Source organism: Calothrix anomala FACHB-343 (assembly GCF_014696435.1).
Classification (GTDB): Bacteria; Cyanobacteriota; Cyanobacteriia; order Cyanobacteriales; family Nostocaceae; genus Aulosira; species Aulosira anomala_A.
Genome location: NZ_JACJQG010000009.1, coordinates 93,768 through 120,722, shown reverse-complemented (window position 1 = coordinate 120,722; position 26,955 = coordinate 93,768). Strand labels below are relative to the sequence as shown.

41 protein-coding genes are annotated in these 26,955 nt (G+C 43.4%); 3 read left to right on the top strand and 38 right to left on the bottom strand.

Annotated features, from left to right (window positions below):
• Nucleotides 1-13: 13 nt before the first annotated feature.
• The 4 genes from H6G08_RS07065 to H6G08_RS07050 form a co-directional block, all read right to left on the bottom strand.
• Nucleotides 14-841, bottom strand: coding sequence for an Rpn family recombination-promoting nuclease/putative transposase (locus H6G08_RS07065; RefSeq protein ID WP_190539956.1), 828 nt, complete (start codon nt 839-841; stop codon nt 14-16).
• 122 nt (nt 842-963) lie between these two features.
• Nucleotides 964-1,449, bottom strand: a complete 486-nt coding sequence (locus H6G08_RS07060; RefSeq protein WP_190539954.1) for a hypothetical protein — start codon at nt 1,447-1,449, stop codon at nt 964-966.
• Between the two features lie 258 nt (nt 1,450-1,707).
• A complete protein-coding gene (locus H6G08_RS07055) occupies nt 1,708-2,070 on the bottom strand; it encodes a helix-turn-helix domain-containing protein (protein WP_190539952.1) in 363 nt (120 codons plus the stop codon).
• Between the two features lie 448 nt (nt 2,071-2,518).
• Nucleotides 2,519-2,881: a helix-turn-helix domain-containing protein gene (locus tag H6G08_RS07050; protein WP_096643322.1), complete on the bottom strand. Its 363-nt coding sequence runs from the start codon at nt 2,879-2,881 to the stop codon at nt 2,519-2,521.
• Between the two features lie 195 nt (nt 2,882-3,076).
• Here H6G08_RS07050 and H6G08_RS07045 point away from each other — a divergent pair, with 195 nt between their 5' ends.
• Nucleotides 3,077-3,559, top strand: coding sequence for a hypothetical protein (locus H6G08_RS07045; RefSeq protein WP_190539950.1), 483 nt, complete (start codon nt 3,077-3,079; stop codon nt 3,557-3,559).
• Here H6G08_RS07045 and prfA read toward each other — a convergent pair.
• From prfA to rplC, 31 genes are all read right to left on the bottom strand, one after another.
• Nucleotides 3,533-4,633: a peptide chain release factor 1 gene (gene prfA, locus H6G08_RS07040; RefSeq protein ID WP_190539948.1), complete on the bottom strand. Its 1,101-nt coding sequence runs from the start codon at nt 4,631-4,633 to the stop codon at nt 3,533-3,535. The genes H6G08_RS07045 and prfA overlap by 27 nt on opposite strands.
• A 101-nt stretch (nt 4,634-4,734) precedes the next feature.
• Complete coding sequence (rpmE, locus tag H6G08_RS07035) at nt 4,735-4,974, bottom strand: 50S ribosomal protein L31 (RefSeq protein ID WP_190539946.1); 240 nt, start codon at nt 4,972-4,974, stop codon at nt 4,735-4,737.
• A gap of 143 nt (nt 4,975-5,117) precedes the next feature.
• Nucleotides 5,118-5,537 carry a 30S ribosomal protein S9 gene (gene rpsI / locus H6G08_RS07030; protein ID WP_190539943.1) on the bottom strand — a complete coding sequence of 140 codons (420 nt, stop codon included), beginning with the start codon at nt 5,535-5,537 and terminating at the stop codon, nt 5,118-5,120.
• Nucleotides 5,537-5,992: a 50S ribosomal protein L13 gene (gene rplM / locus H6G08_RS07025; RefSeq protein WP_096647671.1), complete on the bottom strand. Its 456-nt coding sequence runs from the start codon at nt 5,990-5,992 to the stop codon at nt 5,537-5,539. The genes rpsI and rplM overlap by 1 nt, the downstream gene beginning before the upstream one ends.
• A gap of 80 nt (nt 5,993-6,072) precedes the next feature.
• Nucleotides 6,073-6,921 (bottom strand): tRNA pseudouridine(38-40) synthase TruA, encoded by an 849-nt coding sequence (gene truA, locus H6G08_RS07020; RefSeq protein WP_190539941.1) that lies wholly within the window; start codon nt 6,919-6,921, stop codon nt 6,073-6,075.
• 64 nt (nt 6,922-6,985) lie between these two features.
• Nucleotides 6,986-7,336: a 50S ribosomal protein L17 gene (gene rplQ, locus H6G08_RS07015; RefSeq protein WP_096643316.1), complete on the bottom strand. Its 351-nt coding sequence runs from the start codon at nt 7,334-7,336 to the stop codon at nt 6,986-6,988.
• A 42-nt stretch (nt 7,337-7,378) separates the two neighbouring features.
• Nucleotides 7,379-8,326 carry a DNA-directed RNA polymerase subunit alpha gene (locus H6G08_RS07010; protein WP_096643315.1) on the bottom strand — a complete coding sequence of 316 codons (948 nt, stop codon included), beginning with the start codon at nt 8,324-8,326 and terminating at the stop codon, nt 7,379-7,381.
• A gap of 346 nt (nt 8,327-8,672) precedes the next feature.
• Nucleotides 8,673-9,068, bottom strand: a complete 396-nt coding sequence (gene rpsK, locus H6G08_RS07005) for a 30S ribosomal protein S11 (RefSeq protein ID WP_096558115.1) — start codon at nt 9,066-9,068, stop codon at nt 8,673-8,675.
• A 58-nt stretch (nt 9,069-9,126) separates the two neighbouring features.
• A complete protein-coding gene (rpsM, locus tag H6G08_RS07000) occupies nt 9,127-9,507 on the bottom strand; it encodes a 30S ribosomal protein S13 (protein WP_096643314.1) in 381 nt (126 codons plus the stop codon).
• A gap of 115 nt (nt 9,508-9,622) precedes the next feature.
• Entirely contained in the window at nt 9,623-9,736 is a 114-nt protein-coding gene (gene rpmJ, locus H6G08_RS06995) for a 50S ribosomal protein L36 (RefSeq protein ID WP_015129703.1), read from the bottom strand.
• A gap of 115 nt (nt 9,737-9,851) precedes the next feature.
• Complete coding sequence (gene infA, locus H6G08_RS06990) at nt 9,852-10,076, bottom strand: translation initiation factor IF-1 (RefSeq protein ID WP_006276978.1); 225 nt, start codon at nt 10,074-10,076, stop codon at nt 9,852-9,854.
• 228 nt (nt 10,077-10,304) lie between these two features.
• Complete coding sequence (locus tag H6G08_RS06985; RefSeq protein WP_190539940.1) at nt 10,305-10,859, bottom strand: adenylate kinase; 555 nt, start codon at nt 10,857-10,859, stop codon at nt 10,305-10,307.
• Nucleotides 10,859-12,172 carry a preprotein translocase subunit SecY gene (secY, locus tag H6G08_RS06980; protein WP_190539938.1) on the bottom strand — a complete coding sequence of 438 codons (1,314 nt, stop codon included), beginning with the start codon at nt 12,170-12,172 and terminating at the stop codon, nt 10,859-10,861. Before secY ends, H6G08_RS06985 begins: the two co-directional genes overlap by 1 nt.
• A gap of 71 nt (nt 12,173-12,243) precedes the next feature.
• Entirely contained in the window at nt 12,244-12,690 is a 447-nt protein-coding gene (gene rplO / locus H6G08_RS06975) for a 50S ribosomal protein L15 (RefSeq protein ID WP_096643311.1), read from the bottom strand.
• Nucleotides 12,691-12,738: 48 nt separating this feature from the next.
• The gene (gene rpsE / locus H6G08_RS06970) at nt 12,739-13,266 is read right to left on the bottom strand and encodes a 30S ribosomal protein S5 (protein ID WP_096643310.1); all 528 of its coding nucleotides are present in this window, start codon (nt 13,264-13,266) and stop codon (nt 12,739-12,741) included.
• 155 nt (nt 13,267-13,421) lie between these two features.
• Nucleotides 13,422-13,784: a 50S ribosomal protein L18 gene (gene rplR, locus H6G08_RS06965; protein ID WP_190539936.1), complete on the bottom strand. Its 363-nt coding sequence runs from the start codon at nt 13,782-13,784 to the stop codon at nt 13,422-13,424.
• 2 nt (nt 13,785-13,786) lie between these two features.
• The gene (gene rplF, locus H6G08_RS06960; RefSeq protein ID WP_096643308.1) at nt 13,787-14,335 is read right to left on the bottom strand and encodes a 50S ribosomal protein L6; all 549 of its coding nucleotides are present in this window, start codon (nt 14,333-14,335) and stop codon (nt 13,787-13,789) included.
• A gap of 79 nt (nt 14,336-14,414) precedes the next feature.
• A complete protein-coding gene (rpsH, locus tag H6G08_RS06955) occupies nt 14,415-14,816 on the bottom strand; it encodes a 30S ribosomal protein S8 (protein WP_096643307.1) in 402 nt (133 codons plus the stop codon).
• A 20-nt stretch (nt 14,817-14,836) separates the two neighbouring features.
• Nucleotides 14,837-15,385 (bottom strand): 50S ribosomal protein L5, encoded by a 549-nt coding sequence (rplE, locus tag H6G08_RS06950; protein WP_096643306.1) that lies wholly within the window; start codon nt 15,383-15,385, stop codon nt 14,837-14,839.
• Nucleotides 15,386-15,499: 114 nt separating this feature from the next.
• A complete protein-coding gene (rplX, locus tag H6G08_RS06945) occupies nt 15,500-15,850 on the bottom strand; it encodes a 50S ribosomal protein L24 (RefSeq protein WP_242045484.1) in 351 nt (116 codons plus the stop codon).
• Nucleotides 15,850-16,218, bottom strand: coding sequence for a 50S ribosomal protein L14 (gene rplN / locus H6G08_RS06940; RefSeq protein ID WP_015129713.1), 369 nt, complete (start codon nt 16,216-16,218; stop codon nt 15,850-15,852). The genes rplX and rplN overlap by 1 nt, the downstream gene beginning before the upstream one ends.
• A 41-nt stretch (nt 16,219-16,259) precedes the next feature.
• Entirely contained in the window at nt 16,260-16,511 is a 252-nt protein-coding gene (gene rpsQ / locus H6G08_RS06935) for a 30S ribosomal protein S17 (protein ID WP_096643304.1), read from the bottom strand.
• Between the two features lie 6 nt (nt 16,512-16,517).
• A complete protein-coding gene (gene rpmC / locus H6G08_RS06930) occupies nt 16,518-16,745 on the bottom strand; it encodes a 50S ribosomal protein L29 (protein WP_190539934.1) in 228 nt (75 codons plus the stop codon).
• Between the two features lie 3 nt (nt 16,746-16,748).
• On the bottom strand, nt 16,749-17,183 hold the full coding sequence (gene rplP, locus H6G08_RS06925) for a 50S ribosomal protein L16 (protein ID WP_190539931.1): 435 nt from the start codon (nt 17,181-17,183) through the stop codon (nt 16,749-16,751).
• Nucleotides 17,184-17,277: 94 nt separating this feature from the next.
• Entirely contained in the window at nt 17,278-18,042 is a 765-nt protein-coding gene (gene rpsC, locus H6G08_RS06920; RefSeq protein ID WP_096643301.1) for a 30S ribosomal protein S3, read from the bottom strand.
• A gap of 51 nt (nt 18,043-18,093) precedes the next feature.
• A complete protein-coding gene (rplV, locus tag H6G08_RS06915) occupies nt 18,094-18,453 on the bottom strand; it encodes a 50S ribosomal protein L22 (RefSeq protein ID WP_190539930.1) in 360 nt (119 codons plus the stop codon).
• Nucleotides 18,454-18,530: 77 nt separating this feature from the next.
• Nucleotides 18,531-18,809, bottom strand: coding sequence for a 30S ribosomal protein S19 (rpsS, locus tag H6G08_RS06910; RefSeq protein ID WP_190539928.1), 279 nt, complete (start codon nt 18,807-18,809; stop codon nt 18,531-18,533).
• Nucleotides 18,810-18,953: 144 nt separating this feature from the next.
• The gene (gene rplB, locus H6G08_RS06905; RefSeq protein ID WP_096643298.1) at nt 18,954-19,817 is read right to left on the bottom strand and encodes a 50S ribosomal protein L2; all 864 of its coding nucleotides are present in this window, start codon (nt 19,815-19,817) and stop codon (nt 18,954-18,956) included.
• A gap of 7 nt (nt 19,818-19,824) precedes the next feature.
• The gene (locus tag H6G08_RS06900; protein WP_096643297.1) at nt 19,825-20,139 is read right to left on the bottom strand and encodes a 50S ribosomal protein L23; all 315 of its coding nucleotides are present in this window, start codon (nt 20,137-20,139) and stop codon (nt 19,825-19,827) included.
• Complete coding sequence (rplD, locus tag H6G08_RS06895) at nt 20,132-20,764, bottom strand: 50S ribosomal protein L4 (protein ID WP_190540046.1); 633 nt, start codon at nt 20,762-20,764, stop codon at nt 20,132-20,134. The genes H6G08_RS06900 and rplD overlap by 8 nt, the downstream gene beginning before the upstream one ends.
• Nucleotides 20,765-20,866: 102 nt before the next feature.
• Nucleotides 20,867-21,502 (bottom strand): 50S ribosomal protein L3, encoded by a 636-nt coding sequence (rplC, locus tag H6G08_RS06890; RefSeq protein ID WP_190539926.1) that lies wholly within the window; start codon nt 21,500-21,502, stop codon nt 20,867-20,869.
• Between the two features lie 993 nt (nt 21,503-22,495).
• Between rplC and H6G08_RS06885 the strand changes: the two genes are divergently transcribed.
• Nucleotides 22,496-22,984: an NAD(P)H-quinone oxidoreductase subunit N gene (locus H6G08_RS06885; RefSeq protein WP_190539924.1), complete on the top strand. Its 489-nt coding sequence runs from the start codon at nt 22,496-22,498 to the stop codon at nt 22,982-22,984.
• Between the two features lie 88 nt (nt 22,985-23,072).
• Here H6G08_RS06885 and H6G08_RS06880 read toward each other — a convergent pair whose 3' ends face one another.
• From H6G08_RS06880 to H6G08_RS06870, 3 genes are all read right to left on the bottom strand, one after another.
• On the bottom strand, nt 23,073-23,942 hold the full coding sequence (locus H6G08_RS06880) for a polysaccharide deacetylase family protein (protein WP_190539922.1): 870 nt from the start codon (nt 23,940-23,942) through the stop codon (nt 23,073-23,075).
• Nucleotides 23,943-24,167: 225 nt separating this feature from the next.
• Nucleotides 24,168-25,007, bottom strand: coding sequence for a WecB/TagA/CpsF family glycosyltransferase (locus H6G08_RS06875; protein WP_199322408.1), 840 nt, complete (start codon nt 25,005-25,007; stop codon nt 24,168-24,170).
• Nucleotides 25,008-25,422: 415 nt separating this feature from the next.
• On the bottom strand, nt 25,423-25,908 hold the full coding sequence (locus tag H6G08_RS06870) for a GNAT family N-acetyltransferase (RefSeq protein ID WP_190539920.1): 486 nt from the start codon (nt 25,906-25,908) through the stop codon (nt 25,423-25,425).
• Nucleotides 25,909-26,106: 198 nt separating this feature from the next.
• Here H6G08_RS06870 and H6G08_RS06865 point away from each other — a divergent pair, with 198 nt between their 5' ends.
• Nucleotides 26,107-26,940, top strand: coding sequence for an RnfABCDGE type electron transport complex subunit D (locus tag H6G08_RS06865; RefSeq protein ID WP_190539918.1), 834 nt, complete (start codon nt 26,107-26,109; stop codon nt 26,938-26,940).
• Nucleotides 26,941-26,955: the final 15 nt, after the last annotated feature.

Here is a 26,955-nt window from a genome sequence, read left to right as displayed (position 1 = left end):
TCAAATTCTGCTGCTATGCTTCGCTGCTTGTGGAATTAGAAGCCTGTTGCTGTACTATCTGGCTAACTTCCTCTACACTCAATTCCAAAGCTTGAGCTATTTGCTCTACAGTCAACCCAGCAGACAACATTGGTATTATTGCTTTTAACTTACCAGTCCGCTCACCTTGTGCTATGCCTTCTTCCTTCCCTTCCTGAAAAGCTTCCTGATAAAATCTAGTTTGTTTTAACTCGCTCAAGCTAAACATTGCTTCAATTTCCTCCCGACTCATATTGGGGAATTTATAAACCAAAATAGTCTCTATTAATTGTAATAATTGTTGCTGTAATTGAGAGTTTGTCTCTTGTCTAGTTCTGGCGATCAACTCCCTTGCTTGGTTAATAGCTATATCTTTGTCTTCAATTACTAATTTAACAGTAGCTATGCCAATTGGTAATGTTGCATTATCACCTAATTCATCGAGATAAATTCTTCTTACTCTTTGACTATCAAAAAATTCCCGATAGTGTTTTATATCTCCTGTATCTACATTCCTGTTCGGATATAAAACTACAGCATTCCAATCATTTTGGGGTTTGTTCTGACGCAGGTATAAACATATTTCTGCTATCAGTCTTGAGTAAATTTCGTCATCTTGTTGAAATTGCACTTCAACGAAGTAAATCGGTTTATCAATGGTTTCTACAGGTAAAAATACACCATCAATCCGAAATGAAGTTTGTTTAATTTCAACGGATGCAAACTGATAATTGTTGGCTTCCTCAGGATGATTGCTAATCAGTTCAAAGAAAATACTCGGTATTTCAAGAAATAGCCGATAAAATATAATGTCAGTTTTCACAAGATTCTACCAATATGATATGTAGAAGTTCTGAGAGAAAATATTTTTATTTTTCCCCCTGCTCCCTGCCCCCTGCCCCTCTGCCTAAAAAGTGTTAGTATATTTTTTTAGTTGTAAGTCCCTTATTCTTTTGAACCATCCCGCACTTCTAGTAACTGTTCTTTTGTTATACCTAGTATCCTAGAAAGCGGTGCTAATAAATTATCTTCAATAGCTTCGCCAGCATAAATATTATTGAGTGCATCTGGTGAAAGTTTAAATGTATCGCAGAATTTAGCAAACTCCTGACTACTCAAATCAAGCGCCTTTTGTCTTTCAGCTAATAAAAGCGCGATCGCTCTCGTTCCGTACTTGGGACGCCTACTCATTTTGATATATTTTTTGATCAAATTGCTTACTTCTTTGCTATCACCATTAGTTTCTTTAACTAAATCAATACAAGCCAATTTCAGTGCTTTTTTTAAAACTTCTTCCTCATTTAAAAACTTAATAATGTCATGAGCATATTCTTTTTTGAAAAACCCAGCTAAATCACCTTTATAATAAACTGGTACAAAAGCATCGCTTGATTCTACTTGCCAAGCTGAAGGTTCATTAGGTAGTGACATAAATACACCTCAAAAAAATAAAATTTTTTCACATTATCTCAATTAATTCCAGAGGTTTCCACACCCAATGCTGGCTTACTTTTCTCTCCACCAGTGCTATCTTATGCACAACAAATAAAAAGCAAGACTTTGATAAAATTTGTATTTATTATTATTTATTTGTAATAAAATTTAATATTTTCGTATATTCATGTCAATAAAATTACAAGTTTACTTGTAAACAGAAGCGCGATCGCTCACAAACATTCAACTAACTATTTAACTTGCTTTAACTTCATCTACCGAAGCTTCCGCAGCTGCTGCTAATCTATCCATTACTACTCTGCCAATAATGGCGACTTCGCTTAACGGCATAGATTTGATGTACTTGACAATCTGATTTACATCAGAGGATTCTGACACTGGCTTAAGACCAAGGTAGTTCAGCAATTCCTCCATCGTATAGCCTGCTCTCGCTGCAATGTTGGCTAAATTTTGTGTATCTGGAATCGACTCGCCTTTTTCCCACAATTGCACCGCAGTAGCCGAAACGCCCAGAAGTTTACCAAAAGCTCTTTGACTCATCGAGCCACGAGCCATTTTCACGACTTCAATCAGTTTCTTTCTAGCTTCTAAATCCACTGCTGTAGTATTTTTCCCCTGAATTGACTAGTTTATTCTCAGCGATAAATAAATATTTAATTTAGGCATTTAGGCATTTACAAGTTTACTTGCCAACGGTAAATTAAATCTAGGCTTTACAATTACAAGTTTAAATATAAAATTGTCTAAATTAACGATACTCATCCATTTTATCGCGGAAATTCGTTACAGACTGCAAGCTGTCACAAGAAGCAGGGGAGCAGGGGGCAAGGGGGAAGACTTGGAACAGAAGCTCAGACTCCGCCCCAGTAAGAGCGAACAAACAAGGGCGGGGCTTCATACCCGTGTTCCGCTCCGCTCCACGGCTCCAGGACAGGGGACTGCTCCCCCTGCTCCCTGCCCCCTGCCCCTCCGCCTCTTTGGTCAAATTAGGGGAAAAAGGTGCATCATGTTGCGTAAGCCGCGCAAAATCATGTTATGGATTGGTTCAACTAGCTTTGGCTTCATCTTCAGACGCTTGGGCTACAGCAGCCAGTCTATCAGCCGCCGCCTGAACAATTTGCGCCACTTGGTTAAGAGGCATGTGCTTGATTTGTCTCAAAATCAAACTTAAATCTGAAGTTTCTGGTATTGGTTTGCCATCTAAGCAACCGAGTAATTCTTCTAATGTATAGCCTGCTCTAGCTGCTATTTTCGCTAAATACTCTGTATCTGGAACGTTTACACCCTTTTCCCACAATTGAACAGCAGTAGCCGAAACTCCCAAAAGCTTGCCAAATGCTCGCTGACTCATGGAACCACGAGCTAATTTGATAATTTCAATCAGTTTTTCTCTGCTTTCAATGTTCACTGCTTGTTTAGCTATTCAACTGCGTTATTTACAAGTTTAATCAGCAATCTTTACAATTTTAATTTTCAATTGACATTGATAGTTGTCAATAGTATATTAAAGTTTAAGTTTTAATATAACAATTTTCCTTTAAATATTGAGATAACGCCAATAGTAAATTTGTGCCATGACTGTTACTTGCTTAAAAGGTGCATTATGTTGTGTAGTCCGCGCAAAATTAACTCCTATCGCCGTAAAGGTCACAGCCTGATTAGGTCTAATAAAATTAAACCAGAACAATGGTTTATTTCTCATCCTGAGGCGAAAGCAGCTTTAAACGCTAAAGGCTACAAGGTGAAGCAAATCAAGAAAATCCATTCCCTGAAGCATCAAGTTTGTATTTCCTATTGGGATGAAAAAGGTAATATTTGCAGCAGCTTTTTCAGCTACAGAATTTTTCAGCGTTGGCAACAGGAAGTAGAAAAATTAATTGATACCTGCCAAACACTGAGTGATTGGAAAATATTAAATCATATTCTGAAGCATGAATTTCTTTACTATCAATATTTTCAGGAAATGGTAGAGGCAATTTCTACTGCATTAGAAAACCGCTTATCGGTGTTAAAAATAACATCACAACAAGCGGTTGAAGATAAATTATCAAACGAACAATTAGCTTGTAGCACCAGAAGCCGCTAACTCTGCCAAACGTTCCTGCTGGTCTTGAGAGATACAAGATTGTATAACTGATTCTAAATCGCCTTCCAATACAGGGTTAAGAGAATAGTTTTGTCCCAGACGGTGATCGGTAACGCGGTTGTCTTTATAATTGTAGGTGCGAATTTTTTCCGATCGCGATCCTGTACCAACTTGCGATCGCCGCATCGAAGTTACAGCTTCTTGTTGTTCCCGTAACTTCATTTCATACAGTTTCGCCCGCAAAATTTGCATCGCCCGTTCTTTGTTTTGCAACTGGCTGCGTTCTTCTGTACAGAAAATCCGAATTCCGGTAGGTTTGTGCATCAAGTCAACAGCAGTTTCCACCTTGTTGACGTTTTGTCCACCAGCGCCACCAGAACGAGCCGTAGTCATTTCAATATCCTTAGGGTCAATGTGGATTTCCACATCATCCACTTCTGGCATGATAGCGACTGTGGCTGTAGAAGTGTGAACCCTTCCGCCTGCTTCTGTTGCTGGTACGCGCTGCACCCGATGGACTCCGGCTTCAAACTTCAGCTTACTGTAAACACTCTCACCCTGAATTTCCAGGATTACTTCTTTAAAACCGCCCATTTCCCCTAGTGACTCGCTCACTAGTTTCACTCTCCAACCTTGGCTGTCAGCGTAGCGAGAGTACATCCGCAGTAAATCGCCAGCCCAAATACTCGCTTCATCGCCGCCAGTACCAGCACGAATTTCCAACATGATGTTTTTATCATCGTTGGGATCGCGGGGTAGCAATAATATTTTTAAGCGGTTCTCTAAATATTCTATTTTTTGTTCTAGTTCGTCTACTTCCAGCGCTGCCATTTCTTGCAACTCCGGATCGCTCGCCGATTCTTTGTAAACCTGACGCGCTCCGATCAAATCTTCTTGAGCTACTTTCCAAGTTTCATAGGTATTAACTACCTCTTCCAAAGAAGAACGAGATTTAGCAATTTGTTGAAACTCGTCAGGATTTCTCGCGGTATCGGGGTCACCAAGACGACGAGTTAATTCATTAAAAGTTTGTTCAACAGATTTTAGTTTGTCCAGCAGGTATGATTCAGCCATGATGAGTGCGATCGCTCCTTAAAATAACAAATTGGCTCAAGCATTAAATGACAATCGACCCAGCTGATTGCAGGGTCGTCGTTAACCGCAGAGCCAACCCGCTACTTTTTGTTTGAGTCGCCAGCGCTTTGAGTGCTGCTCATACCGTACTTACGCAAGAAGCGTTCTACTCGACCCTCAGTATCAATAATCTTCTGAGTGCCGGTGTAAAAAGGATGGTTTCCAGACCAAACATCTACGTGCAGTTCTGGCTTAGTAGAGCCAACAGTCATCACTACTTGACCGTTGCAGTAAACTTTTGCTTCTGGATACCACTTGGGATGAATATCAGATTTAGCCATTGTTCCTTTTGTGGTGAATCTATATCAATTATAACTTTCAGATGATGGCAGGGACTAGAGACTAGGGGCTAGGGGCTAGATAATTAAAAATGCCCAATGCCCAATGCCCAATGCCCAATGCCCAATGCCCAATGCCCCATGCCCTAACGTTTTGAGTACTGAGGTGCTTTGCGAGCTTTGTGTAAACCGTATTTCTTCCGTTCTTTAGCTCTAGGATCGCGGGTTAGGTAACCTTCTGTTTTTAAAGGTGAACGGTTATCTGGATCTAGTTGGCATAAAGCACGAGCTACACCCAAACGAATAGAATCAGCTTGTCCGGTCAAACCACCACCTTCAGCTTTCACCAAGATGTCATATTCACTCTCTAGTCCCAAGGTTTCTAGAGGGCCTTTGATGACACCCAAGTAGTTGGCGTTGAACTGGAAGTACAAGTTACCATCTTTACCGTTAACAATCAGTTGACCGCTACCAGGAACGAGGCGAACTCTTGCTACTGCGGACTTACGACGGCCAGTACCCCAGTATACGGCACGACCGCTAGTAGTTTCTGCTACTGCTACCATTAACTTTCTGCTCCAGGAATTGTATTAACTTTGAGTTCTTTGGGTTGTTGTGCTGCATGGGGGTGAGTTGGGCCAGCATAAACTTTCAGCTTGGTGAACAACTGCTTACCCAGGCTGTTTTTAGGTAACATCCCTTTCACAGCATGTTCGACAATTCTTTCTGGCAAACGCTGTTGCAGCTTGGCGAAGGTTTCTGTCTTCATCCCGCCAGGACGACCAGAATGACGACGGTAGAGTTTTTGGGTACGTTTTTTACCTGTAACTGCTACTTTATCGGCATTGATCACGATGACAAAATCACCTGTATCTAGGTGGGGAGTATATTCAGCTTTCTTTTTGCCTCTCAAAACCATAGCGATTTCACTAGCGAGGCGGCCGAGGCGTTGGTCTGTAGCATCTACTACGTACCACTCACGCTCAAGAGAATCTTGAGAAGGAAGGTATGTTTTAGTCATTTGTAATTTGTCCCTTGTCATTTTTGGTTGTCAGTTGTCAGTTGTCAGTTGTCAGTTGTCATGGGACTATTGCCTATTGACTATTGACTTTTGACCATTGACTCTTGACTAAAAACAAATTTTGGCAGATTGTCATACCAAACATTTGGGGAAAAAGGGAAATCTGGATAGCCGACTCGCAACAAGCACAAACCTTGGGGAGGTGCGGCATATTTCACTTCTTCTCGTCGTTCAGCTTTCCACAATTCAGTAAAGTTAGCTAGGGTGCGCTGTCCAGTACCTACTTGTACCAGCATCCCTACTAAAAGCCGAACCATGCCATACAAAAATCCATCTGCCTGGATTTCAATATGAATTAATGGCCCGTTACGATGACATTCTGCTGCTTGTACTTCTACCCAAGAATGCGATCGCTTTGAGCCTGCACGATGAAAAGCAGCTAGATGATGCTTTCCCAGCAGGGGTTTCAGGGCAGCTTTGATTAAGGTTTCATCTAGGGGTGCATAATAATAATGCCAACTGAAGGGTCGCACAAACAAGTTCGGCTGATCTTCAGTGTATATCGTGTAGCGATACCGCCGATAGGCTGCACTAAAACGAGCGTGCCAACGGTTACCGACACCTGCTGAAGCCCTGATTAATATATCATTGGGCAAATAGCTATTAAGAACATCTGCCCACTTGTGAGGTGGAATTAAACCCGTAGCTTCAAAATGGGCAACTTGGGCGGCGGCGTGAACTCCCGCATCGGTTCTGCCTGCACCATGTAGTGTTACATGATACCCAAGAATTTTCGCGATCGCTGTTTCTATCTCTTCTTGAACTGTACGCTGTTGCTTTTGCCGTTGCCAGCCATGAAAATGAGTGCCCAAGTATTGAATTACTAGGGCTACTCGATGAGTTTCTCTTGGCTGGTGGCTTTCTATCATACAGATTTGTTTTGTCAATTGTCAGTTGTCAGTTGCAAATGACCAATGACTAATGACCAATGACTTAAACTAGTTCAATAATCGCCATCTCAGCATTATCACCCCGACGAGGTACTGTATGCAGGATGCGGGTGTAACCGCCTTGACGATTTGCATAGCGAGTGGAAGCTTGCTCAAATAGAGCATGAACTAGTGATTTATCGTAGATGTAGCCCAAAGCTTGGCGACGTGCTGCTAAGGAGCCATCTTTAGCTAAGGTAATCATTTTATCTACTTCCGCGCGTACTACTTTAGCTCTAACTAAAGTAGTGGTAATTCGTCCATGACGGACTAGTTCAGTAGTCAGCGCCCGTAACAAAGCACGACGCTGATCTGCTGGTTTACCAAGTTTCTTGACCCGACAACGGTGACGCATAATAATGCAATATCAATTACTAACGTACTAACGGTTTTGATTTTAGCTGTGTTTAGAGCTTCTTTCCTGGGGTAGGGTAATGCCTAAGCGTCGCTGTAAAGCTTCAACTACTTCTTCGGCTGACTTCTGACCAAAGTTTTTAATTTCTAACAGGTCTTCTTGGGTATAATCCAGCAAGTCGGCTACAGAGTTAACTTGTGCGCGCTTGAGACAGTTGTATGCCCTGACAGAAAGCTGTAATTCTTCGATGGGAATTTGGGCGGTAGGATCGTCGGGAATATCTGAACCTGTATCGGTGGGTTCTAGTGATATATCTTTTAGTGGGTTGAATAAATCTACCAGAATGCCCGCAGCCGATGATAGTGCTTCTTGGGGAGAGATACTACCATTAGTCCAAACTTCTAATAGCAATCGGTCTTTAGCGATCGAGCCGTCCCCACGGGCATCTTCGACACTATAGTTAACTTTTCGCACTGGCATAAACACCGAGTCGATTTGCAAGAAGTCCAAAGATGTGGCTTCTTCCCGTCCTCGTTCTACGGTGCGATAACCTTTACCTCTCTCGATCCGAAATTCCATTTCTAGTTTGCCGCCTTCAGCTAAGGTGGCTACATATTGGGTGGGATCGATGATTTCTACTTCACTTGGCAAATCAAAATGTGCCGCCGTAACGGTTGCAGGGCCATTAACGAGTAACCGCCCTATTTGCGGTTGAGAGGAATAACTTTTGAGAATGACTTCCTTCATTTTCATGAGGATTTCCAGCACATCTTCCCGCACACCCGGAACTGTGGCGAACTCGTGTGAAACACCTGCAATCCTTACTGCTGTAACTGCTGTCCCCTCTAGATTGGACAGTAAAACCCGCCTTAAGGCGTTACCTACTGTCGTTCCTTGACCGCGTTCTAGAGGTTCCAAGACAAATTTACTGTAATGGCTTCGACTTTCCTCAGTTGTAGACTCTACACATTCAATTTGAAACTGCGCCACGGAGTTGCCTCCCTCTGTTTAAGGTGCTGCTAGTAGGCAAATCGCTTGCCTCCCGAATTTAGTTCTTGCCCTGAAGCTTACTCTAGGTATGTCAATCTGCCAACTGCAAATGTCTTTAATTGCACCCCTAATTCAGCTTTTGGGCGATAATATTTAATTTTTGGGTATTCCGAAAAATTTCCAGCTTCCTGTTGCTAGGATTTGCTCGTTTTTAGGTTACCCAAGCCGTCTGAAGTCCAAAGCCACAATTTTGCCACAGCAGTTTGCTTTTCCTTGGTTCAAGCAGGCATTACAGGTGACTTTTCCGTGCTCGAACTTCTTGCTTTCACCGCCCTCAAGGTTGGTGTTAAACTCGGCGGCGCTTGGGCGGACGGCAACCGTTATGAGGAATCGGAGTGATATCCCGAATCAAGGTAATTTCCAATCCTGCACCTTGGAGTGCGCGGATCGCAGTTTCTCTACCTGCGCCGGGGCCACTTACCATGACCTCAATTTGCCGCATTCCTTGGTCAATGGCTCGACGTGCAGCACTTTCAGCAGCAGTTTGCGCAGCAAAGGGAGTTCCCTTTTTTGCGCCTTTAAAACCGCTAGAACCAGCACTTGCCCATGAAATCACATCGCCGTTTTGATCGGTAATGGTGACAATGCTATTGTTGAAAGTAGACTGGATGTAAGCCATACCGTTGGGTACGTTGCGCTTTTGCTTCTTGCTTCCGGTTTTTTTGGTTGGTTGTCGCGCCATATTTGTGTAGTGAATGTAAGGTAAACCTTGCTCGGATGAGCAAGCATGAACATATTATTTATTTGCCTGGTGCTTTCTTCTTACCTGCCACTGTCTGCCTTCTACCGCGACGGGTTCTGGCATTGGTGCGAGTTCTTTGTCCTCTTACTGGTAAGCCCATCCGATGACGCCGACCTCTGTAAGTACCAATATCAATCAGGCGCTTGATGTTCATCGCTTCCCATCGGCGCAAGTCACCTTCAACTTGATAGTTGCTTTCGATTTCGGCTCTTAGGGCAGCAATATCAGCATCACTGAGTTCTTTAACGCGGGTGTCTGGGTTAACACCTGTAGTCGCTAAAATTTCTTGCGACCGAGATAAACCAATTCCGTAGATATAGGTGAGACCAATCTCGACACGCTTGTCGCGTGGCAGGTCTACTCCGGCAATACGTGCCACAATGAATTTCTCCCTCTTGTTCTGGCTATTGCTGTGATAAAAATGCGGTTAAGCGCATTTTGGGCTTTGTCTGGCGTTTTTGTGTCGCATTTAGTTCTGATTGATTATCAGAACACTAGCCTTGACGTTGCTTATGCTTGGGGTTAACACAAATCACCATAACGCGACCACGGCGTTTGATCACGTTACACTTTTCGCAAATCTTTTTGACTGAGGCTCGGACTTTCATGCCTTTTGTAATTAACTCCAAATAGTGAATTATAGCATTTTTACAGAAATTAGTCAGTTAAATGACTAGGGAACACCCAACAAAGGGATTATATGGTAATATTCTCTACATAACCTTACTTCTTGCGCAGTCGATAGGTGATTCTACCTTTTGTCAGGTCGTAGGGAGTTAACTCCACTTTGACGCGATCGCCAGGTAAAATTTTGATATAATTCCGGCGGATTTTGCCGGAAATGTGTGCCAGGACATTAAAGCCATTATCCAAGTCAACGCGAAACATCGCATTGGGTAATGACTCGGTGACTGTCCCTTCCATTTCAATCAAATCTTGTTTAGACAACTTGTTTTTTCCTCAACTCAACATTCTCCTGTTCTATTGCTTGAGCTTCATTTGCAAGAGAACATACTTTACGAAATATATCAACAGTTTCTTAATATATCTTAGCTAAAGTTGCTATCTGCCCTACACAGCCAGACAGCCAAGAATTTTATCTGGGCACTAAATTGGGGATATGGGAGAAATTTCATCTAGGGATTTCTCCCGCCTACCCCTGATATATCTGCTTGCTTAAGACTCGATTACCTTTTGCAGCGCGCTTGTGACTTCTTCTGGGGATTGATTACCATTAATAGTGAGTAGCTTTTGGCGATCGCCATAATAATCAATCAAAGGTGCAGTTTCCGAGCGATAAACTTCTAGACGACGGCGAATAACATCTTCGCTATCATCCTTTCTCCCTCTGGCAAGTAACCTAGCAACTACCACATCATCGGGGACATCAAGGTTAACTACCTTTTCGCCACCTTGATGAGTTGTTTCCAGCAGTTCTCCTAAAAAAGCTGCCTGTGTTACTTTCCGAGGAAAGCCATCGAGAATCCAACCTGATTGAGCATCAGGTTGCTCTAGCCGCTCCTGTACCAAGTCCTGTACTAGCTGGTCGGGAACTAACTCGCCGCTATCAACATAACTTTGAGCTTTAACTCCCAAAGGAGTTTGGTCTTTCATTGCTTGTCTTAAAATATCACCCGTAGAAATATGGGGAATCTGCAAGTGAAGAGCCAATTTTTGAGATTGTGTTCCTTTACCAGCTCCAGGTGGCCCCAAGAAGATTAATCGCGTCACTATTGTTTCACCATTCCTTCATAGCGCTGAGATATTACGTAGGTTTGGACTTGCTTCGCCGTGTCAATTGCCACACCAACCAAGATCAATAAAGATGTAGCTCCTAATCCCTTAAAGGTTGGTACACCTAAAGCACTTTCCACTGCTGTAGGGATAATTGCCACAAAGCCCAAAAAGATTGCACCTAAAAAAGTCAGTCGATTAATTACCCGTTCGATGTACTCACTAGTAGCTTTACCAGGGCGAATTCCCGGAATACTTGAACCCATCTTCTTCAAGTTCTGGGCTACATCTACTGGGTTGACAATCAACGAAGAATAGAAATAGCTGAAGAAAACAATAGAAATTAAGTAAACCAAGGCATAAGCCCAAGGCTGAGAACCACCGGGACTGAGGTAAGTGTTAACAATTCTCGCCAAATCCGGGTTTTTCGTGAAATTAGCAATTAATAGTGGCAAACTCAGGATAGCTGCGGCAAAAATAATTGGCATCACGCCACCAGAGTTGAGCCGTAGAGGTAGGTAGCTACGTTGTTCAGCCAAAACTCGCCGCCCTACTTGACGCCGTGCGGAAATAATTGGGATGCGGCGAATGCCTTCCTGCACAAATACAATACCAACAATTGTCGCTAGGAAGACCAACACCAACACAATTACCCGACCAACAATTTCCCGACCGCCAACTTGCACCAAATCGATGGTATCGCCCAAAGATTTTGGCAGGGATGCCACAATGTTGACAAAAATCAACAATGATGCTCCATTACCAAGACCTCTTTCGGTAATTAGTTCCGAAGCCCACATAACGAACATGGAACCAGCAGTGAGAGCGATCGCCGTTTCTGCTACAAATAAGGGGCCTGGTTGTAAGGCAAACTGTTGGAGGAAAAAAGCTGAAAAAGCAGTACTTTGAATAATCGCCCAACCTACAGTGACGTAGCGAGTAATTTGCGAAATTTTCCGCCGTCCCGCTTCACCTTCATCTTTCTGTAACTTTTCTAAAGATGGGATGGCAGCCGTGAGTAATTGGATAATAATGGACGCATTAATGAAGGGCAAAATCCCTAAAGCAAAAACGCCCAAAGTCGAAAATCCGCGCCCAGAAAATATATCCAATAAACCGAATATGGCATTATTGTTTTGGAGTTGTCTGGCAAACTCAACTCTATTAATACCTGGTACAGGCAGAAAGATGCCCAGGCGAACCAAAATTAAAATACCGACAGTTACAAGCAGCCTACCTCTCAGTCCAGCTGCTTGAGCCATCTGCATAAAAGTTTCTTGAGCCGTTGGGGCTTTGTCTCGACTGATCATAGAGTGCTACCTTTATCGTGAACCAGGCGCTGGAAGCGAGTTGGCTAGCATTTTAAGTGCGCTATTGGGCTTCACTCTGTCACTTCGCAACTGCCTCCAGCTGCCTCAATTTTGCTACGAGCTTGGCCCGTGAAAGCTGCTGCCTTAACTGTGAGTGGAACGTTCAGTTCCCCGTTACCCAAAATTTTCAATGGCCCTTTTGCCGCAGTCAGGATACCTGCTGCTCTTAAGGATTCCAAAGTTACTTCTGTATTGGCAGGCAGAGAAGCTAGCTTATCTACATTAATCGTAGTGTAAATTTTCCGATTAACTTGGGGAAAACCTTTCAACTTGGGTAAGCGGCGGTACAATGGCTGCTGACCACCTTCAAAGCCTGGGCGGGTACCGCTACCAGAACGGGATTTTTGCCCCCGCATCCCTAAACCAGCGCTGGCACCTTGTCCTGCAGAAATACCTCTACCTACACGCTTACGGCGTTTTTTTGAGCCTTTTTGAGGCTTGGCATCGTTGAGTCTCATGATGTAAATAGTAATTTTTTACACAAATACTCGGAAAAATTGGCTCTACTAAACAATGTAGAGATTTTCAATAGGAACACCCCGATCTTCAGCGACTTCATTTAAGGTACGCAGGGTAGATAAGGCGTTGACTGCGGCTCTGGCATTGTTGAGTGGATTGTTGGAGCCGAGTTGTTTCGCTAGGACGTTACGCACTCCAGCTAATTCCAATACAGTCCGCACAGCACCACCAGCAATTACCCCAGTACCGGGTGCGGCTGGGCGCATAATCACCTTAGCTCCACCACCTACACCATCAATAGGATGGGGGATGGAATTAGATTTGGTAATGGGGATGTCAATGAGATGTTTTTTACCATCGGCTACGCCTTTTTTCACCGCGCCAATTACATCTGAGGCTTTGCCTACACCAACACCAACTTGACCGCGTTCGTTACCGACGACGACGATCGCGCGGAAGCTGAGTTTTTTACCACCTTTGACGACTTTACTCACCCGGCGGATTTGAATGACTCGCTCTTGCCAGTTGGTTTCTTCTTTTTTTGCGCGGTTTGCTTTACGACGACCAGTTGCCATAATTAAATGCTCTCTGTTAGTCAATTGTCAGTTGTGAGTCAGTGCGGTCTTGGGGGTTTCCCCCATGAGCAACTGACGAACCTGAAAGGTCAGTTGTCAGTTGTCAGTTGTCAGTTGTTCTTGAACAAAAGACTAATGACTGATGACAAATGACTTTAGAAATCTAAACCAGCTTCACGAGCGGCATCAGCTAGTGCTTGGATGCGACCGTGGTAAAGGTTACCACCGCGATCGAAGACGACTTTGGTGATGCCTTTTTCTAGCGATCGCGCTGCGATTAATTTGCCAACTTGCACTGATGCGTCGCGGTTAGCACCTGAGGCTAAACTCGATTTCAACCCTGGTTCTACAGTTGAAGCTGAAACCAAAGTATGATGCTGAGTATCATCAATTACTTGAGCGTAAATATGCTCGTTGGAGCGAAACACAGCTAGGCGTGGACGTTCTGGAGAGCCTTGAACTTTACCACGGATACGTCTATGGCGACGTGTTTTTGATTCTCTACGAGTAAGTTTCATGTTTACTTCTTACCACTCTTACCAGTCTTACCAGCTTTCCGTCTGACCACTTCACCGGCGTAGCGAATACCCTTGCCTTTATAAGGTTCTGGTTTCCGAACCGCACGAATTTTCGCTGCTGTGTTGCCTACGATTTCTTTGTCATAGCCACTGACTATGACGTTAGTTGTACCTTCCACAGCAAACTGAATGCCTTCGGGTGGTTCAATTTGTACCTGATGGCTGTAACCCATGTTTAAAACTAGGTTACGACCCTGCACTTGCGCCCGGTAACCAACACCTTGGATTTCTAAACGGCGTTGAAAACCTTGAGACACGCCCTCAACCATATTGGCTACTAAGGTACGGCTCAAACCATGCATTTGTCTGGCGGTACGAGAATCATCCCGACGGGTCACCAGTAATGTTTCGCCTTCTTGAGAGACTATCACTTGAGTAGGTAAATCACGAGAAAGTTCTCCTTTAGGCCCTTTGACGACAACTTTTGTGCCATCAATCGCCACTTGCACTTTGGCGGGAATAGTAATTGGACGTTTACCAATACGAGACATGACTTTTTGTCCTTTGTTATTTGTCCTTTGTCCTTTGTCCTTTGTCTTTCACTAATGACAAATGACTAATGACTAATGACTACCAGACATAGCACAGTACTTCGCCACCCAAGTTCTGACGCCGCGCTTCGCGGTCGGTCATGATTCCACTGGATGTTGAAATAACGGCGATGCCGATACCACCGAGTACTCTGGGTAAATCTTTGCGATTAGAATAAACCCGCAAACCAGGCTTACTTACGCGCTTGAGGGCAGTAATTAGTGGTTGACGATTTTTACCCTTATATTTCAGGGAAATCACCAAGTTACGTTTTACGCCTTCTCCTGATTCTTCAAATTCAGCAATAAAGCCTTCATCTCGTAGTACTTTCGCAATACTACGGGTGATTTTTGTCGCAGGCACTAGTGTAGTTTGATGCCTCGCCAAATTGGCATTGCGGATGCGCGTCAGCATATCTGCAATTGTGTCGTTAGCCGCCATCGTTCCCTCTTTAGATGAACTTATTGATCGCGAAAAGGCATACCCAATTCTTTCAGTAGGGCGCGACCTTCTTCGTCGTTTTTCGCTGTGGTGATGATGGAAATATCTAGACCACGGATTTGATCGATGCTGTCGTACTCGATTTCTGGAAAAATTAGCTGTTCTCTTACACCTAGTGTGTAGTTACCGCGACCATCAAAGCTTTTGGGGCTAACGCCGCGAAAATCTCTAATTCTAGGTAGGGACAAGCTAATCAGTCTATCAAGGAAGGCATACATTCTTTCGCCTCTCAAGGTGACCATGATGCCAACAGGCATACCTTGACGAATTTTGAAGCCTGCGATCGCTTTTTTCGCTCTGGTTACTACTGGTTTTTGACCAGTAATCACCGCAATTTCGTTGAGAGACGCTTCTAATGCTTTCGCATTTTGAGCCGCTTCCCCTAAACCTCGGTTTACAGTAACTTTCACCAACTTTGGTACTTGATGAACGTTAGTATACTGAAACTGATTGGTCAGTTTGGGAACGATTGTCTCTTGGTATAAGGTTTTTAGTCTTGTTGTCGCCATAGTTTTTTCCTGTTTATCCCTGGGCTTGGTCAGGGAACCTCGAAGTTTAGATTTTAGATTTTGGATTTTAGATTGAATTTAAAATCTCATCTAAAATCGTCCCTTGGCAGATGATTATTTATCTAAAATCTCGCCAGTTTTCTTGAGCTTCCGCACTTTTTTACCTTCAGCAGTGAAGGTGTAGCATACGCGACTGGCGACATTTTGCTTAGTCGAGTAAAGCATCACGTTAGAGCTGTGAATCGGGTATTCTTGGGTAACTATTCTTCCTGATTCGCCCTCTTGTTGAGGCTTTACATGCTTAGTTTTAATATTGACGCCTTTGACAATAACTTTACTCAGTTGAGGCAGTGCCTTGATCACTTCACCAACTTTTCCTTTGTCTTTACCAGCAATCACTTGTACAGTGTCGCCAGTTTTGACGTGCATTTTATGAAACACCTTGGGTTGTGGCTGTTTTACCATTACAGCACCTCCGGAGCCAACGAAACAATTTTGGTGAAGTTTTTATCACGCAGTTCCCGTGCTACCGGGCCAAATACCCGTGTGCCTCTGGGGTTACCATCTTTGTTGATGATTACTGCGGCGTTATCATCAAAGCGAATGCTCATACCGCTATCTCTATTGATACTTTTGCGAGTGCGGACAATTACTGCCTCGACCACATCTGACTTTTTCACAGCCATGTTGGGTTGAGCATCTTTGACAACGGCAATAATTTTATCACCCACGCCGCCATAACGACGGTTGCCAGCGCCTAATACGCGGATGCACATTAGCTTTCGGGCACCGCTATTATCTGCGACATTCAGGTAAGTCTGGGGTTGAATCACAATTTGTCTCCCTTGTTAAGTTGTTAATTTGATAACAACTATTAAGTTGTAGCTTTAGCGTTGAGAATTTCTGTGACTTGCCAGCGCTTGGTTTTGCTCAGGGGTCTAGTTTCCTGAATGCGAACGCGATCGCCCACTTTGCACTGATTCTCTTCATCATGAGCTTTATAGCGCCGGGTCTGAACTACAATTTTGCCGTACTTGGGGTGAGGAGCGCGGTTTTCTACGGCTACTACTACCGTTTTTTGCATTTTATCGCTCACTACCAAGCCAACTCGTTCTTTGACTGCCATAATCTTCTACTTTTGTTCTTGAGCCTGTTGACTTGCTGCCCGTTTGCGTTCTCCTTCAACCGTTAGCAATTGCGCTAGGCGATGTCGGGCGTGTTTAAACTGATGGGGCTTGTCTAATTGTCTGGTCGCTTTTTGCAAGCGCAATTGAAATAGTTGTCTTTTAACAGCAACAATTTCCTCAGCCAGTTTCTCGTCAGTTAATTCTCTAGCTTCTGAAATTTTGGGAAGAGGCATAACCTACTCCTGCTCCTGTATTTCCTGTATTTGAGGGCGGGCAATAAATTTGGTTTTGATTGGCAGCTTGTATGCAGCCAAACGCATGGCTTCGCGGGCAATTTCTTCGGAAACACCAGCGATTTCAAACAAAATCCGCCCTGGCTTAACTACAGCTACCCAAAATTCTGGGTTACCTTTACCAGAACCCATCCGGGTTTCCGCCGGACGCATGGTTACGGGTTTATCAGGGAAAATCCGAATCCAAATTTGTCCACCCCGGCGAATGTAACGAGTCATGGCTCGACGGGAAGCCTCGATTTGCCTTGAGGTAATCCAAGCGGGTTCTTGAGCTTGGAGTGCAAAATCGCCAAAGTTCAGGGTACTACCACGGTGGGCTAGACCCTCCATCCGTCCGCGTTGTTGTTTGCGGAATTTAGTTCTTCTAGGACTTAACATGGTTTGTCAAGAGTTAAGAGTCAATGGTCAAAAGTCAATGGTCAAAAGTCAATAGTTAGTTTTGGACTATAGACTACGGACTATGGACTTTTGACTATCCTTCATTTGATCGGTCTTCAAATTGTTGGCGACGGCGTTGTTGTTGACGGCGGCGAGGTTCGCGTTCCCGTTCGCGGGTAGCGGTGGGTGCGGCTTGGGTTTCTTCTTGTCCGGGAATGATTTCGCCCTTAAATACCCACACTTTGATGCCTAAAATACCGTAAACGGTTTTGGCTGTGCAGTAAGAGTAATCAATGTCAGCTCTTAAGGTGTGTAAGGGTACTCTACCTTCACGAGTCCATTCTGTACGGGCGATTTCTGCGCCGTTTAACCGACCGCTAACTTGGACTTTAATACCTTGCACGCCAGCACGTTGGGCACGTTGAATAGCTTGGCGGACTACGCGACGGAAAGATACGCGGCGTTCCAATTGTTGAGCGATATATTCAGCAATCAAGTAAGCATCAGCATCGACTCGTTGTACTTCTACTACGTTGATGCGAATTTGGCGATTGCTACCCAACAGTTCTTGGAGTCCGGTACGTAAGGATTCGATACCTTGACCACCACGACCGACAACTACACCAGGTCTAGCTGTGCGGACTTCTAAGTCGATTTGGTCGGCTTTGCGCTCAATCCGGACTTCTGAGATCCCGGCGTTGTTTTGCGCTAGTCTGCCCAGCTTTTGTTCTATATACTGACGGAGTTTGTGGTCTTCTTGGAGCAGTTCTGGATATTTGTCAGGAACGGCAAACCAGCGAGATTGGTGTTCTTGTGTAATACCCAGCCGAAAACCAACTGGATGAATTTTTTGTCCCACAAATGCTTCCTCTAAAATTTCTTACTTTACGCAATGTTTTGTGTCTATGAATTATTCCGCAGCAGCGCCAGCGCCTACAGCTACGGTGATATGACACGTTGGCTTGCGAATTTGGTAAGCTCGACCCTGCGCTCTGGGTTGGAATCGTTTGAGTACTGGGCCTTGGTCGGCGTATGCCTGGGTGATAATTAGCTGGGCGCGATCTAAACCAGCATTATGCTCGGCATTAGCGGCAGCGCTTCTGAGAACCTTTAAAACAGGATCGCAGGCGCGATAGGGCATAAATTCCAGGATAATCAGCGCTTCTCGGTACGATTTGCCCCGAATTTGATCGAGTACACGACGCACTTTAAAGGGAGAAATGCGGATAAAACGAGCGATCGCTTTGACTTCAGTAGTATCAGTAGCCATATTTTTTTCCTTTTGTCAATAGTCAATCGTCAATAGTCAATAGTTTTTACTTTGGACTATGGACTTTGGACTTTTGACTATCTCCCTGATTTTTTATCACTTTTGCCATGACCCCTGTAGGTACGTGTGGGGGCAAATTCTCCCAATTTGTGTCCTACCATTTGATCGCTGATAAACACGGGAACGTGTTGGCGACCGTTGTGAACAGCGATGGTGTGACCAACCATCAGGGGTAAAATTGTCGATGCTCTCGACCAAGTTTTAATAACTTGTTTTTCGTTTTTGGCGTTCAGCTTTTCAACTTTGCTGAGTAAGTGATCGGCTACGAAAGGACCTTTTTTTAGAGAACGACCCATAGTGCTATTTTGCTTTTAGGATTTCGGATTTTGGATGCATGAATTTCGGATTTTGGATGACTAGGTATTTTAATTAAGCTTTAAAAGTTTTGAATGCTCATTAGTTAAACCCAATCGAAAATCCAAAATCTAAAATCTAAAATTCTAGGATTCACGACCACCGCGACCGCGTTTAGAAGATTTACGGCGACGGCGCACAATGAATTTACTGCTAGCTTTCTTAGGTTTGCGTGTTTTGGCACCCAAAGTAGGTTTACCCCAAGGAGTAACAGGCCCAGATCTCCCAATCGGCGCTCTACCTTCACCACCACCGTGGGGATGGTCTACTGGGTTCATGACGCTACCTCTAACTTTGGGACGGCGTCCTTTCCAGCGATTGCGTCCAGCTTTACCTGCACTTAAGTTTCTGGCGTCGGTGTTACCTACTTGTCCAATGGTGGCGTAGCATTCGCGGCGAATTAAGCGCACTTCACCAGAAGGTAGCTTGAGGGTAACGTAATTACCTTCTTTGGCGACTACTTGCGCTGTCGCACCAGCAGCACGCACAATTTGACCACCTTTACCAGGTGTCATTTCTACATTATGTACGCTGGTACCCAAGGGAATATTCGCTAGGGGTAACGCATTCCCATCTTCAATAGGAGATTCTGGCCCAGCAATAATTTTGGTACCAACTTTTAAGCCGTTGGGATGAAGAATGTACCGTTTTTCGCCATCTTCATATTGCACCAAGGCAATCCGCGCGTTGCGGTTGGGATCGTATTCAATTGCTGTAACTGTAGCGACAATATTTCTTTTATCTCTTTTAAAATCGATAATCCGATACAGTCTTTTGTGTCCGCCACCCCGACGACGGCTGGTAATCCGGCCTTGGTTGTTCCGTCCTTTAGCACGATGTACGTACTTAGTCAGGGATTTTTCTGGCTCGGTTTTGGTGATTTCCGCAAAGTCAGAGATTGTAACTTGGCGAGTACTAGGGGTATAGGGGCGATAAGAACGAGTACCCATCTTTGTTTTAGACCTCTGGGAATAGAACTTGTCTAACCTTCTCTACATCCCCAGCTGCGATAGTAACAACCGCTTTCTTGTATTGGGGCTTGTAACCAATAAATTTACCCACGCGCTTCTTTTTTCTTGGTGGGTTACAAGTATTGACTTTGACAACCTTGACCTGAAATAAGTCTTCGATGGCAGCTTTAATTTCTGGTTTGGTAGCCTTGGGAGTTACTTCAAATGTATATTTGTTTAACTCCATGAGGATGGTCGCCTTTTCTGTAACAATGGGGCGACGAATTAAGTCAGCTAGGTTGCGGGGGTCGAAGTTAGGCACTGTAGACCTCCTGAATTTTTGCAAGGGCTGATGCTGTAACGACTATTTTGTCAGCGTGCAGTAAATCGAAAACGTTTAACTGATCTGCTGCAATTAGCTTTAAATTTTCGACGTTGCGGGCGGATAAATTCACGTTTTCCGCAATGTCAGACAAAATTAACAGTGTCTTATTTTCTGGCGCAGCTCCCCAACGCGCTAGTGCTGCGACTAATTCTTTCGTTTTGGGGCGGGATAGCTGTTCGCTAAATTCTTCTACAACAATCAAATCGTCCACACGGCTCACAAATGCTGTGCGCAGTGCTAAACGCCGCTCTTTGCGGTTCATCTTTAAATCATAATCTCTGGGTTTGGGGCCAAAGATTACACCACCACCACGCCACAGGGGTGAACGAATTGACCCTGCACGGGCGCGACCTGTACCTTTTTGCCGCCAAGGTTTGCGGCCACCACCTCTAACTTCAGAGCGGGTTTTTGTACTTGCGTTTCCTTGACGAGCGTTGGTTTGTTGTCTCACCAAGGCTCTGTGGACAATATGGGCTGCTGTTTCTTCTTTGGCAACCCGCAACTCAAACGAAGTCTCTCCGACTTGTTCTCCTTGCCAATTTTTAACTATAGTCTCAACCATCTTTGTCACTTGTCCTTTGTCATTTGTCCTTTGTCATTTGTCCTTGTCACTTGTCCTTAGCCAATGACTAATGACTAATGACTAACAACTAATGACTCTTGACTACTTACCAACTTTCTTGGCAGGTACGATATTTACCAGCGCACCTGGTTTACCAGGAATAGCTCCCTTGATTAGCAGTAAATTGCGCTCTGCATCCACTCGTACTACAGTCAATTTGCGGATTGTGACGCGACTACCACCTAAACGTCCTGCCATCCGTTTACCGGGATAAACACGACCTGGGGTGGTACCTGCACCAATGGAACCGGGTGCTCTATGGTTTTTGGAACCATGTGACATGGGCCCGCGACCAAAATTGTTGCGCTTTTGGTTGCCTGCAAAACCGCGACCGATACTTGTACCGATTACATCTACAATTTGACCTGCACTAAAAATATCTGCTTTAATTTCTTGACCTAAAGCATAATCGCTGGCAGTATCTGTGCGATACTCGTTCAAATGGCGCAACGCTGGGGCAGATGATTTTGCTAAGTGCCCTAACAAAGGTTTGTTTAGCGCTTTGGGTTTTACTTCACCAAAACCAACTTGAATGGACGAATAACCATCAGTTTGTTTGGTTTTTACTTGGGTAACAGTGCATGGGCCCGCTTGGACGACGGTAACAGGAATTGCTACTCCTGCTTCGTCAAATATTTGGGTCATGCCCAGCTTGGTGCCGAGAATACCTACAGACACAGTAACTGGTTCTCCTTATCTACTTGCTAACCTTGGCATCGGACTCTAAAAGACAGGCTTTTTGTCCACCGATAAATTTAGAGCCGTGTTGGAGGCTCCAAGTTTTCCGGGACACAAAAAACTATGTCCTTACTGTTTGGTGAATCCGTTTACTTTCACTCACCAGTTCACCAGAACAGCCATAAGCACCTTCTTTATAAGAAGGGTTAACTTCTGGAATCAAGGCAAGGCTTGAGGGCTTTGCACTTTGTGCAGCAATGCTTTTATCCAAGCAATTGCTTAGGCACTTTCTGGAGGCAGGCGCTAAAAACGGGCTGGCCGACATTTAGCGACAGCCGTGCTGTAGTGGGACTTAAGCAGCTTCTTGCCACTCAGTATCCTTTAACTAAGGCTGATGTAATGCGACCAAACCAACACTACTGCTTAGTTTCTACTCCGACTAAAATACCTTAAACTATTGTTCAAGGTTTTGCCTACTTTTTCAGGACTACAGGAGTGAATGTAGCCTGGAACTTAGGGTTGGCTTGAATTTTCCAGCCATAAGTTCTATATTTGACCCGAAAGCTTTTTTAGTTTACCAGTCTCCGATCGCTCTACGCTAGCTTTTTGCAAATTTGCTATCAAGTCATTAACTCTTGATGCTTACACTAGCTCAGAATGCCAATAAGAGGGCAGCCTAATTTGCGTATTTGGTCACAATCTAACAATATAAATGATTTATTTAGATTTGTCTAGAAAGTTTTTGGGCATTGGGCATTGGGCATGGGGCATTGGGCATGGGGCATGGGGAAGACGAGAATAGGTAATAATTATCTTTTCCCTTTGTCTCTCATTCCGGTGCTGTCTAGAGAAAGCAAATTGGTGATGAGGCGATATTGCCGGATGGATTGACAGCAAGTAATCCTAATCTAGATCATAAATTAATTGTTGAGCCTAATTGAACGGTTCACGATAAATAATAGAGATATCTAAAGTGAGATAGAACGAATATCTATGGCGCTACTTACCACTGGCAACGCTTTTATTCGCGAACTAGAAAAAGTTGGTTCTCTTGGTGTTTATGTACCTCCAGAGGGAGGTTATGAAGGTCGGTATCGCCGCCGACTGCGTGCAACCGGCTACGAAACTCTCCACATTACTGCTAAGGGACTAGGGGATTTGGCTGCCTATCTCACCGGAGTTCATGGAGTCAGACCACCTCATTTGGGTAAAAAAAGTACTGGTAGTGGTGCGGCAGTAGGTAATGTATACTATTTGCCACCTCTAATCGGTTCCCACTTAGAACAGTTACCACCAAAGTCCAAAGGACTAGTGTTGTGGATTATTGAGGGACATATTCTTTCCAATCAGGAAATTGATTACTTAACGGCATTACCACAATTAGAACCAAAAGTCAAGGTAGTAATTGAAAGAGGTGGCGATCGCGCTTTTCGTTGGACACCTCTCAAAAATACTTACTCTGGCAGTTATCAGGCTGTGTAATTAACCGCAATTGGGCGATCGCATCTGCAAACAATTAAATTAGCTGGCGATCGCCCAATTTTTTATTGCAAAACTCAAAAAAATTTTGCTAAACCACTAATTCAGACATTTTATCTTCTTTCAAGACTTGATTTTCTAAAAGCTTGCCCAAAGATGTAAAGCAAAAATCTTGTAGCAATCGCCGCAGTTTCGTCTTTGTTGAGTGGAGATTAATGTTGTGTGTAAGACGTTCTTTCCAATGTAGTGATAGCGGTGGATGATCGGGATCTAGTTCCCAAGGATGAGTGTAAAAGACGACATTCTTTCCTTCACGTTCTGCCGCCAGAAAGTTATTTTTTGTTAGTATATAGGGATAAAGGCGAAAATAAGCTCCGCCACTGATGGGTATATTTTGTCCTATAATCTGCCGAACCGAAAGCGGTATTTCATAAATTGAACCAGTGGATGTGTGAATCTGTTGTAGTTGTGGCTCAAAATCTGGTATTCCGTAGCGCCAATTTTTTACAGGAAAAATACTGGAGTCATATCGAAATCCCAATTCAGCCAGGATATCTAGCGCCCACAAAGATTTACGTACGATTGAGAAATATGGCGCACGATATGCAACAACTGACTTACCTGTCAAGTCAGCAAGTATGTTCTGGGCACGTTGAGTATCACTTCTAAACTTTTGAGGTGACATATTGTATATAAACTCGTGTAATAAGCCATGACAGCCAATTTCGTGACCAGCTTCAGCTACTTGCTTAACAAGATGTGGGTTATCTAATGCTGCTTGACCTAGCCAAAAAAAAGTTCCTTTAACTTCAAATTCTGCCAAGAGTTCTAATAAAGTACCTAAACCATAATGCAGACGACGTTCTGCACAGACTTTCATGTCTTCGTCAGTTGTACCGTGATACCAGTCTTCAACATCTACTGTGAAGGCATGTTGCTGTCGTTGACTTACTTTTGCCATTTGTAAAAATGGTATCATGTTTACACCAATATCATAAAATTTGCCTAAATTCTCTTATTAGTTTGTATTAAATAATAATCAGAGGTATCGAGGTATGTTTTAATTCTTTTTAGCTGAGATTAGATTTGGTAATTTTCCTATTATTCATCAGCTTAAATAGTGTTTTTTATCTACAAAATATTGTTCCAGATGGTGTAAATCAAGAGTAAATTCTCAATCATTTCCCTAAAAAGCTGGGGCAGGTAATAATGCAAGTATCAGTATTAATTTGAGAATTTGACGCGCAAACATAACTATAAATCTAGGGCTATGCCTAAAATTTCTATACCATAGGCGACGAGGTTCTAAACACAATCGAAAGAGCCACTCTAATCCTATGTTTTGCATCCAACATGGTACTTGAGGTTTAGCACCAGCAAGCATATCGAATGCTCCTCCTATTCCTAACATGACGGCAGGAATTTGATTTTTATGTTGAGCTATCCAGCGTTCTTGTTTAGGACATCCTAATCCTACAAAAAGAATTTGTACTCCAGTTGATTTAATCTCTTGAATGACATCATCTTTCTCTTGTGGGGTTAGAGAACGAAAAGGCGGTGAGTAAGCATAAGCGATATTTATATCTGGGTAATTCTGTTTCATTTTTGTGACTAAAGCGCTGAGAACATTTTTACTGCTCCCATAGAAACCCACCGATATTCTGCTTAATGCTGCAGCTTTCAAGATTTGAAGAGTCAGTTCTCTGCCACAAACCTGCTGCTGGTTGGTAGCTCCCAATGCTTGTAAACTCCAGCTTAATGGTTTACCATCGGGAGTCACTATATCTGCTGCATTTACAATTTGCCGGAATTCAGCAGAGTCATATGCTTCCATGACCATATGTACATTTGCTAAGAAGACATAGCTTGACTTCCTAGCTTTAGCAAATTTAATGACTTGTCTAGTTGCATCTTTATAGTTGATAACATTGACTTTCATGCCCAGGATGTAGTGCTGTTTAAGTGCAACGTTTTCCTGTATCATTGTCATCCTTATTCCCAGATTTTTTGGTGTTACTTTTTGCACTCACCCTTGATAATAAGCAAGCTTATTAAGGGGTGAGACTTGAATTAAGCACCGAGATTAACTATTGGAGTATTTGAAGTTGTTGAGATAAAAATTATGGACTGTATCAGCACAGATGACGATGGCTGAACTCTGATTTACTAGCTGGTAGATACTTTATCTATTGCCTTACTTAGGTATAATTAGATAACATTTCCATAAAAACAACTCTTTTTTAAAAAATTTACTAATAATTTATAATTATTACTTTCCTTACATAAAGAAAAAATATCCTAAATGTAGATATGGCAATGCTTCTACACATTAACAATGTGAGTAGTAATATGAAGATTACATGAATTTTTCTACTCAAGAGAATTATTCTTGGATATATAAGGATATTTCAATGGCTTATTGACTATCAGCAAGTCCTAACTTATGTCTCAGATATGACATCAATCTCTATCAGCATTTCTATAGTGCTGATGCGAAAACCACAAGATGCAAATAATTTGCGTGCGGCTTCGTTGATGGCTGCGGTGTCTAATCTAATTTGCTTCACGCCCATTTGCGCGAAGGTTTCCACAGCTTGCATCACCATCTGTTTTGCTACTCCTTTTTGGCGATATTCTGGCTCAACCCACAGATCGTGAATAAAAGCGTATTCTTGTAACCGATAAATTGGGATTTCGCGTTCAACTGTCGCTACTAAAAACGCTACTAAGTTCTCTGCATCTTCAGTTACTAAAAATACACTACGCTCGCTATTTGCTAATCGTCCTAACCAGTTTTGATAACGCTGTTCTGGATTGGGCAAAAATCCGTATTTGGCTGAGTCCCAAGCATCATGCAAAGCACAAATCTTTGCAACCATAGGTAAGACTTTGGGGACATCGGCTGGTGTCGCATTGCGGATTTCCATAAGCTTCAGGGTTGGGATGGAAGATGATGTTTGAATTGTAGCGAATGGATACGCAAGATTAATTTGTATAAAGTTCTCGCCCGATTTCCGATGCTGATAAATTGAGTTTGTAACAAAAACTGTAACAACGGCATTATTTACCCGTTTCACCGTCTAGATTGAGGAAAAATCTGCGAGGAATCCCGGAGTAGACGGGTAATGGTGTTAAATGATATCCGAGATTATCAAATTTTGTTTTTGTCGTTGTTCCTTGTTTTGGGAATTGGGACTAGGGATTGGACGCTGCGTCCGGAGTTAATTGGGGTTGCGATCGCAACTTGTTTATTAACTCAATGGATTTTGTCATCGCTAATTAGCCAAGAACACAAGCTGAATCTTCGTAGCGCCCTAATTACTTCATTAGGACTCAGCTTACTGTTACGGGCGGATCATTGGACAACAATGGCTTTAGCCGCAGCTAGTGCGATCGCAAGTAAGTTTCTCTTCCAAGTCGGAAATAAGCATTTCTTCAATCCGGCGAATTTTGGCATTATTACTGCTTTATTACTCACCACTGATGCTTGGGTTTCTCCCGGACAGTGGGGTGAGGACTGGTGGTATGGGCTGTTATTTGTCGGGACTGGGGGGATGATTTTGCAACGAGTTGGTCGTTGGGACACTACAGCCGCTTTTTTGGGTTCCTACGCCATGCTAGAGGCGATGCGTAATCTCTGGCTGGGGTGGACTTGGGATGTTTATCTGCATCGGTTGATGAGTGGATCTTTGCTGTTATTTGCTCTATTTATGGTCACCGATCCTCGGTCAATTCCTAATGCCAGAATCGGGCGTATACTGTGGGCAATCTGCATTGCCATCTTCACTTTTATACTGCGGAATTACTTCTTTATTTCCAGTGCAGTTTTTTGGGCATTATTTATCCTAGCTCCGTTAACGCTGCTATTCGATGCCTTTTTCTCCGCCCCAGAATATTACTGGCTAAGTAAAGAAGATAACAATAGTGTTACTGATAATTCTCCAGTCCCTAGCCCCTAGCTCCTTTAACAAAAT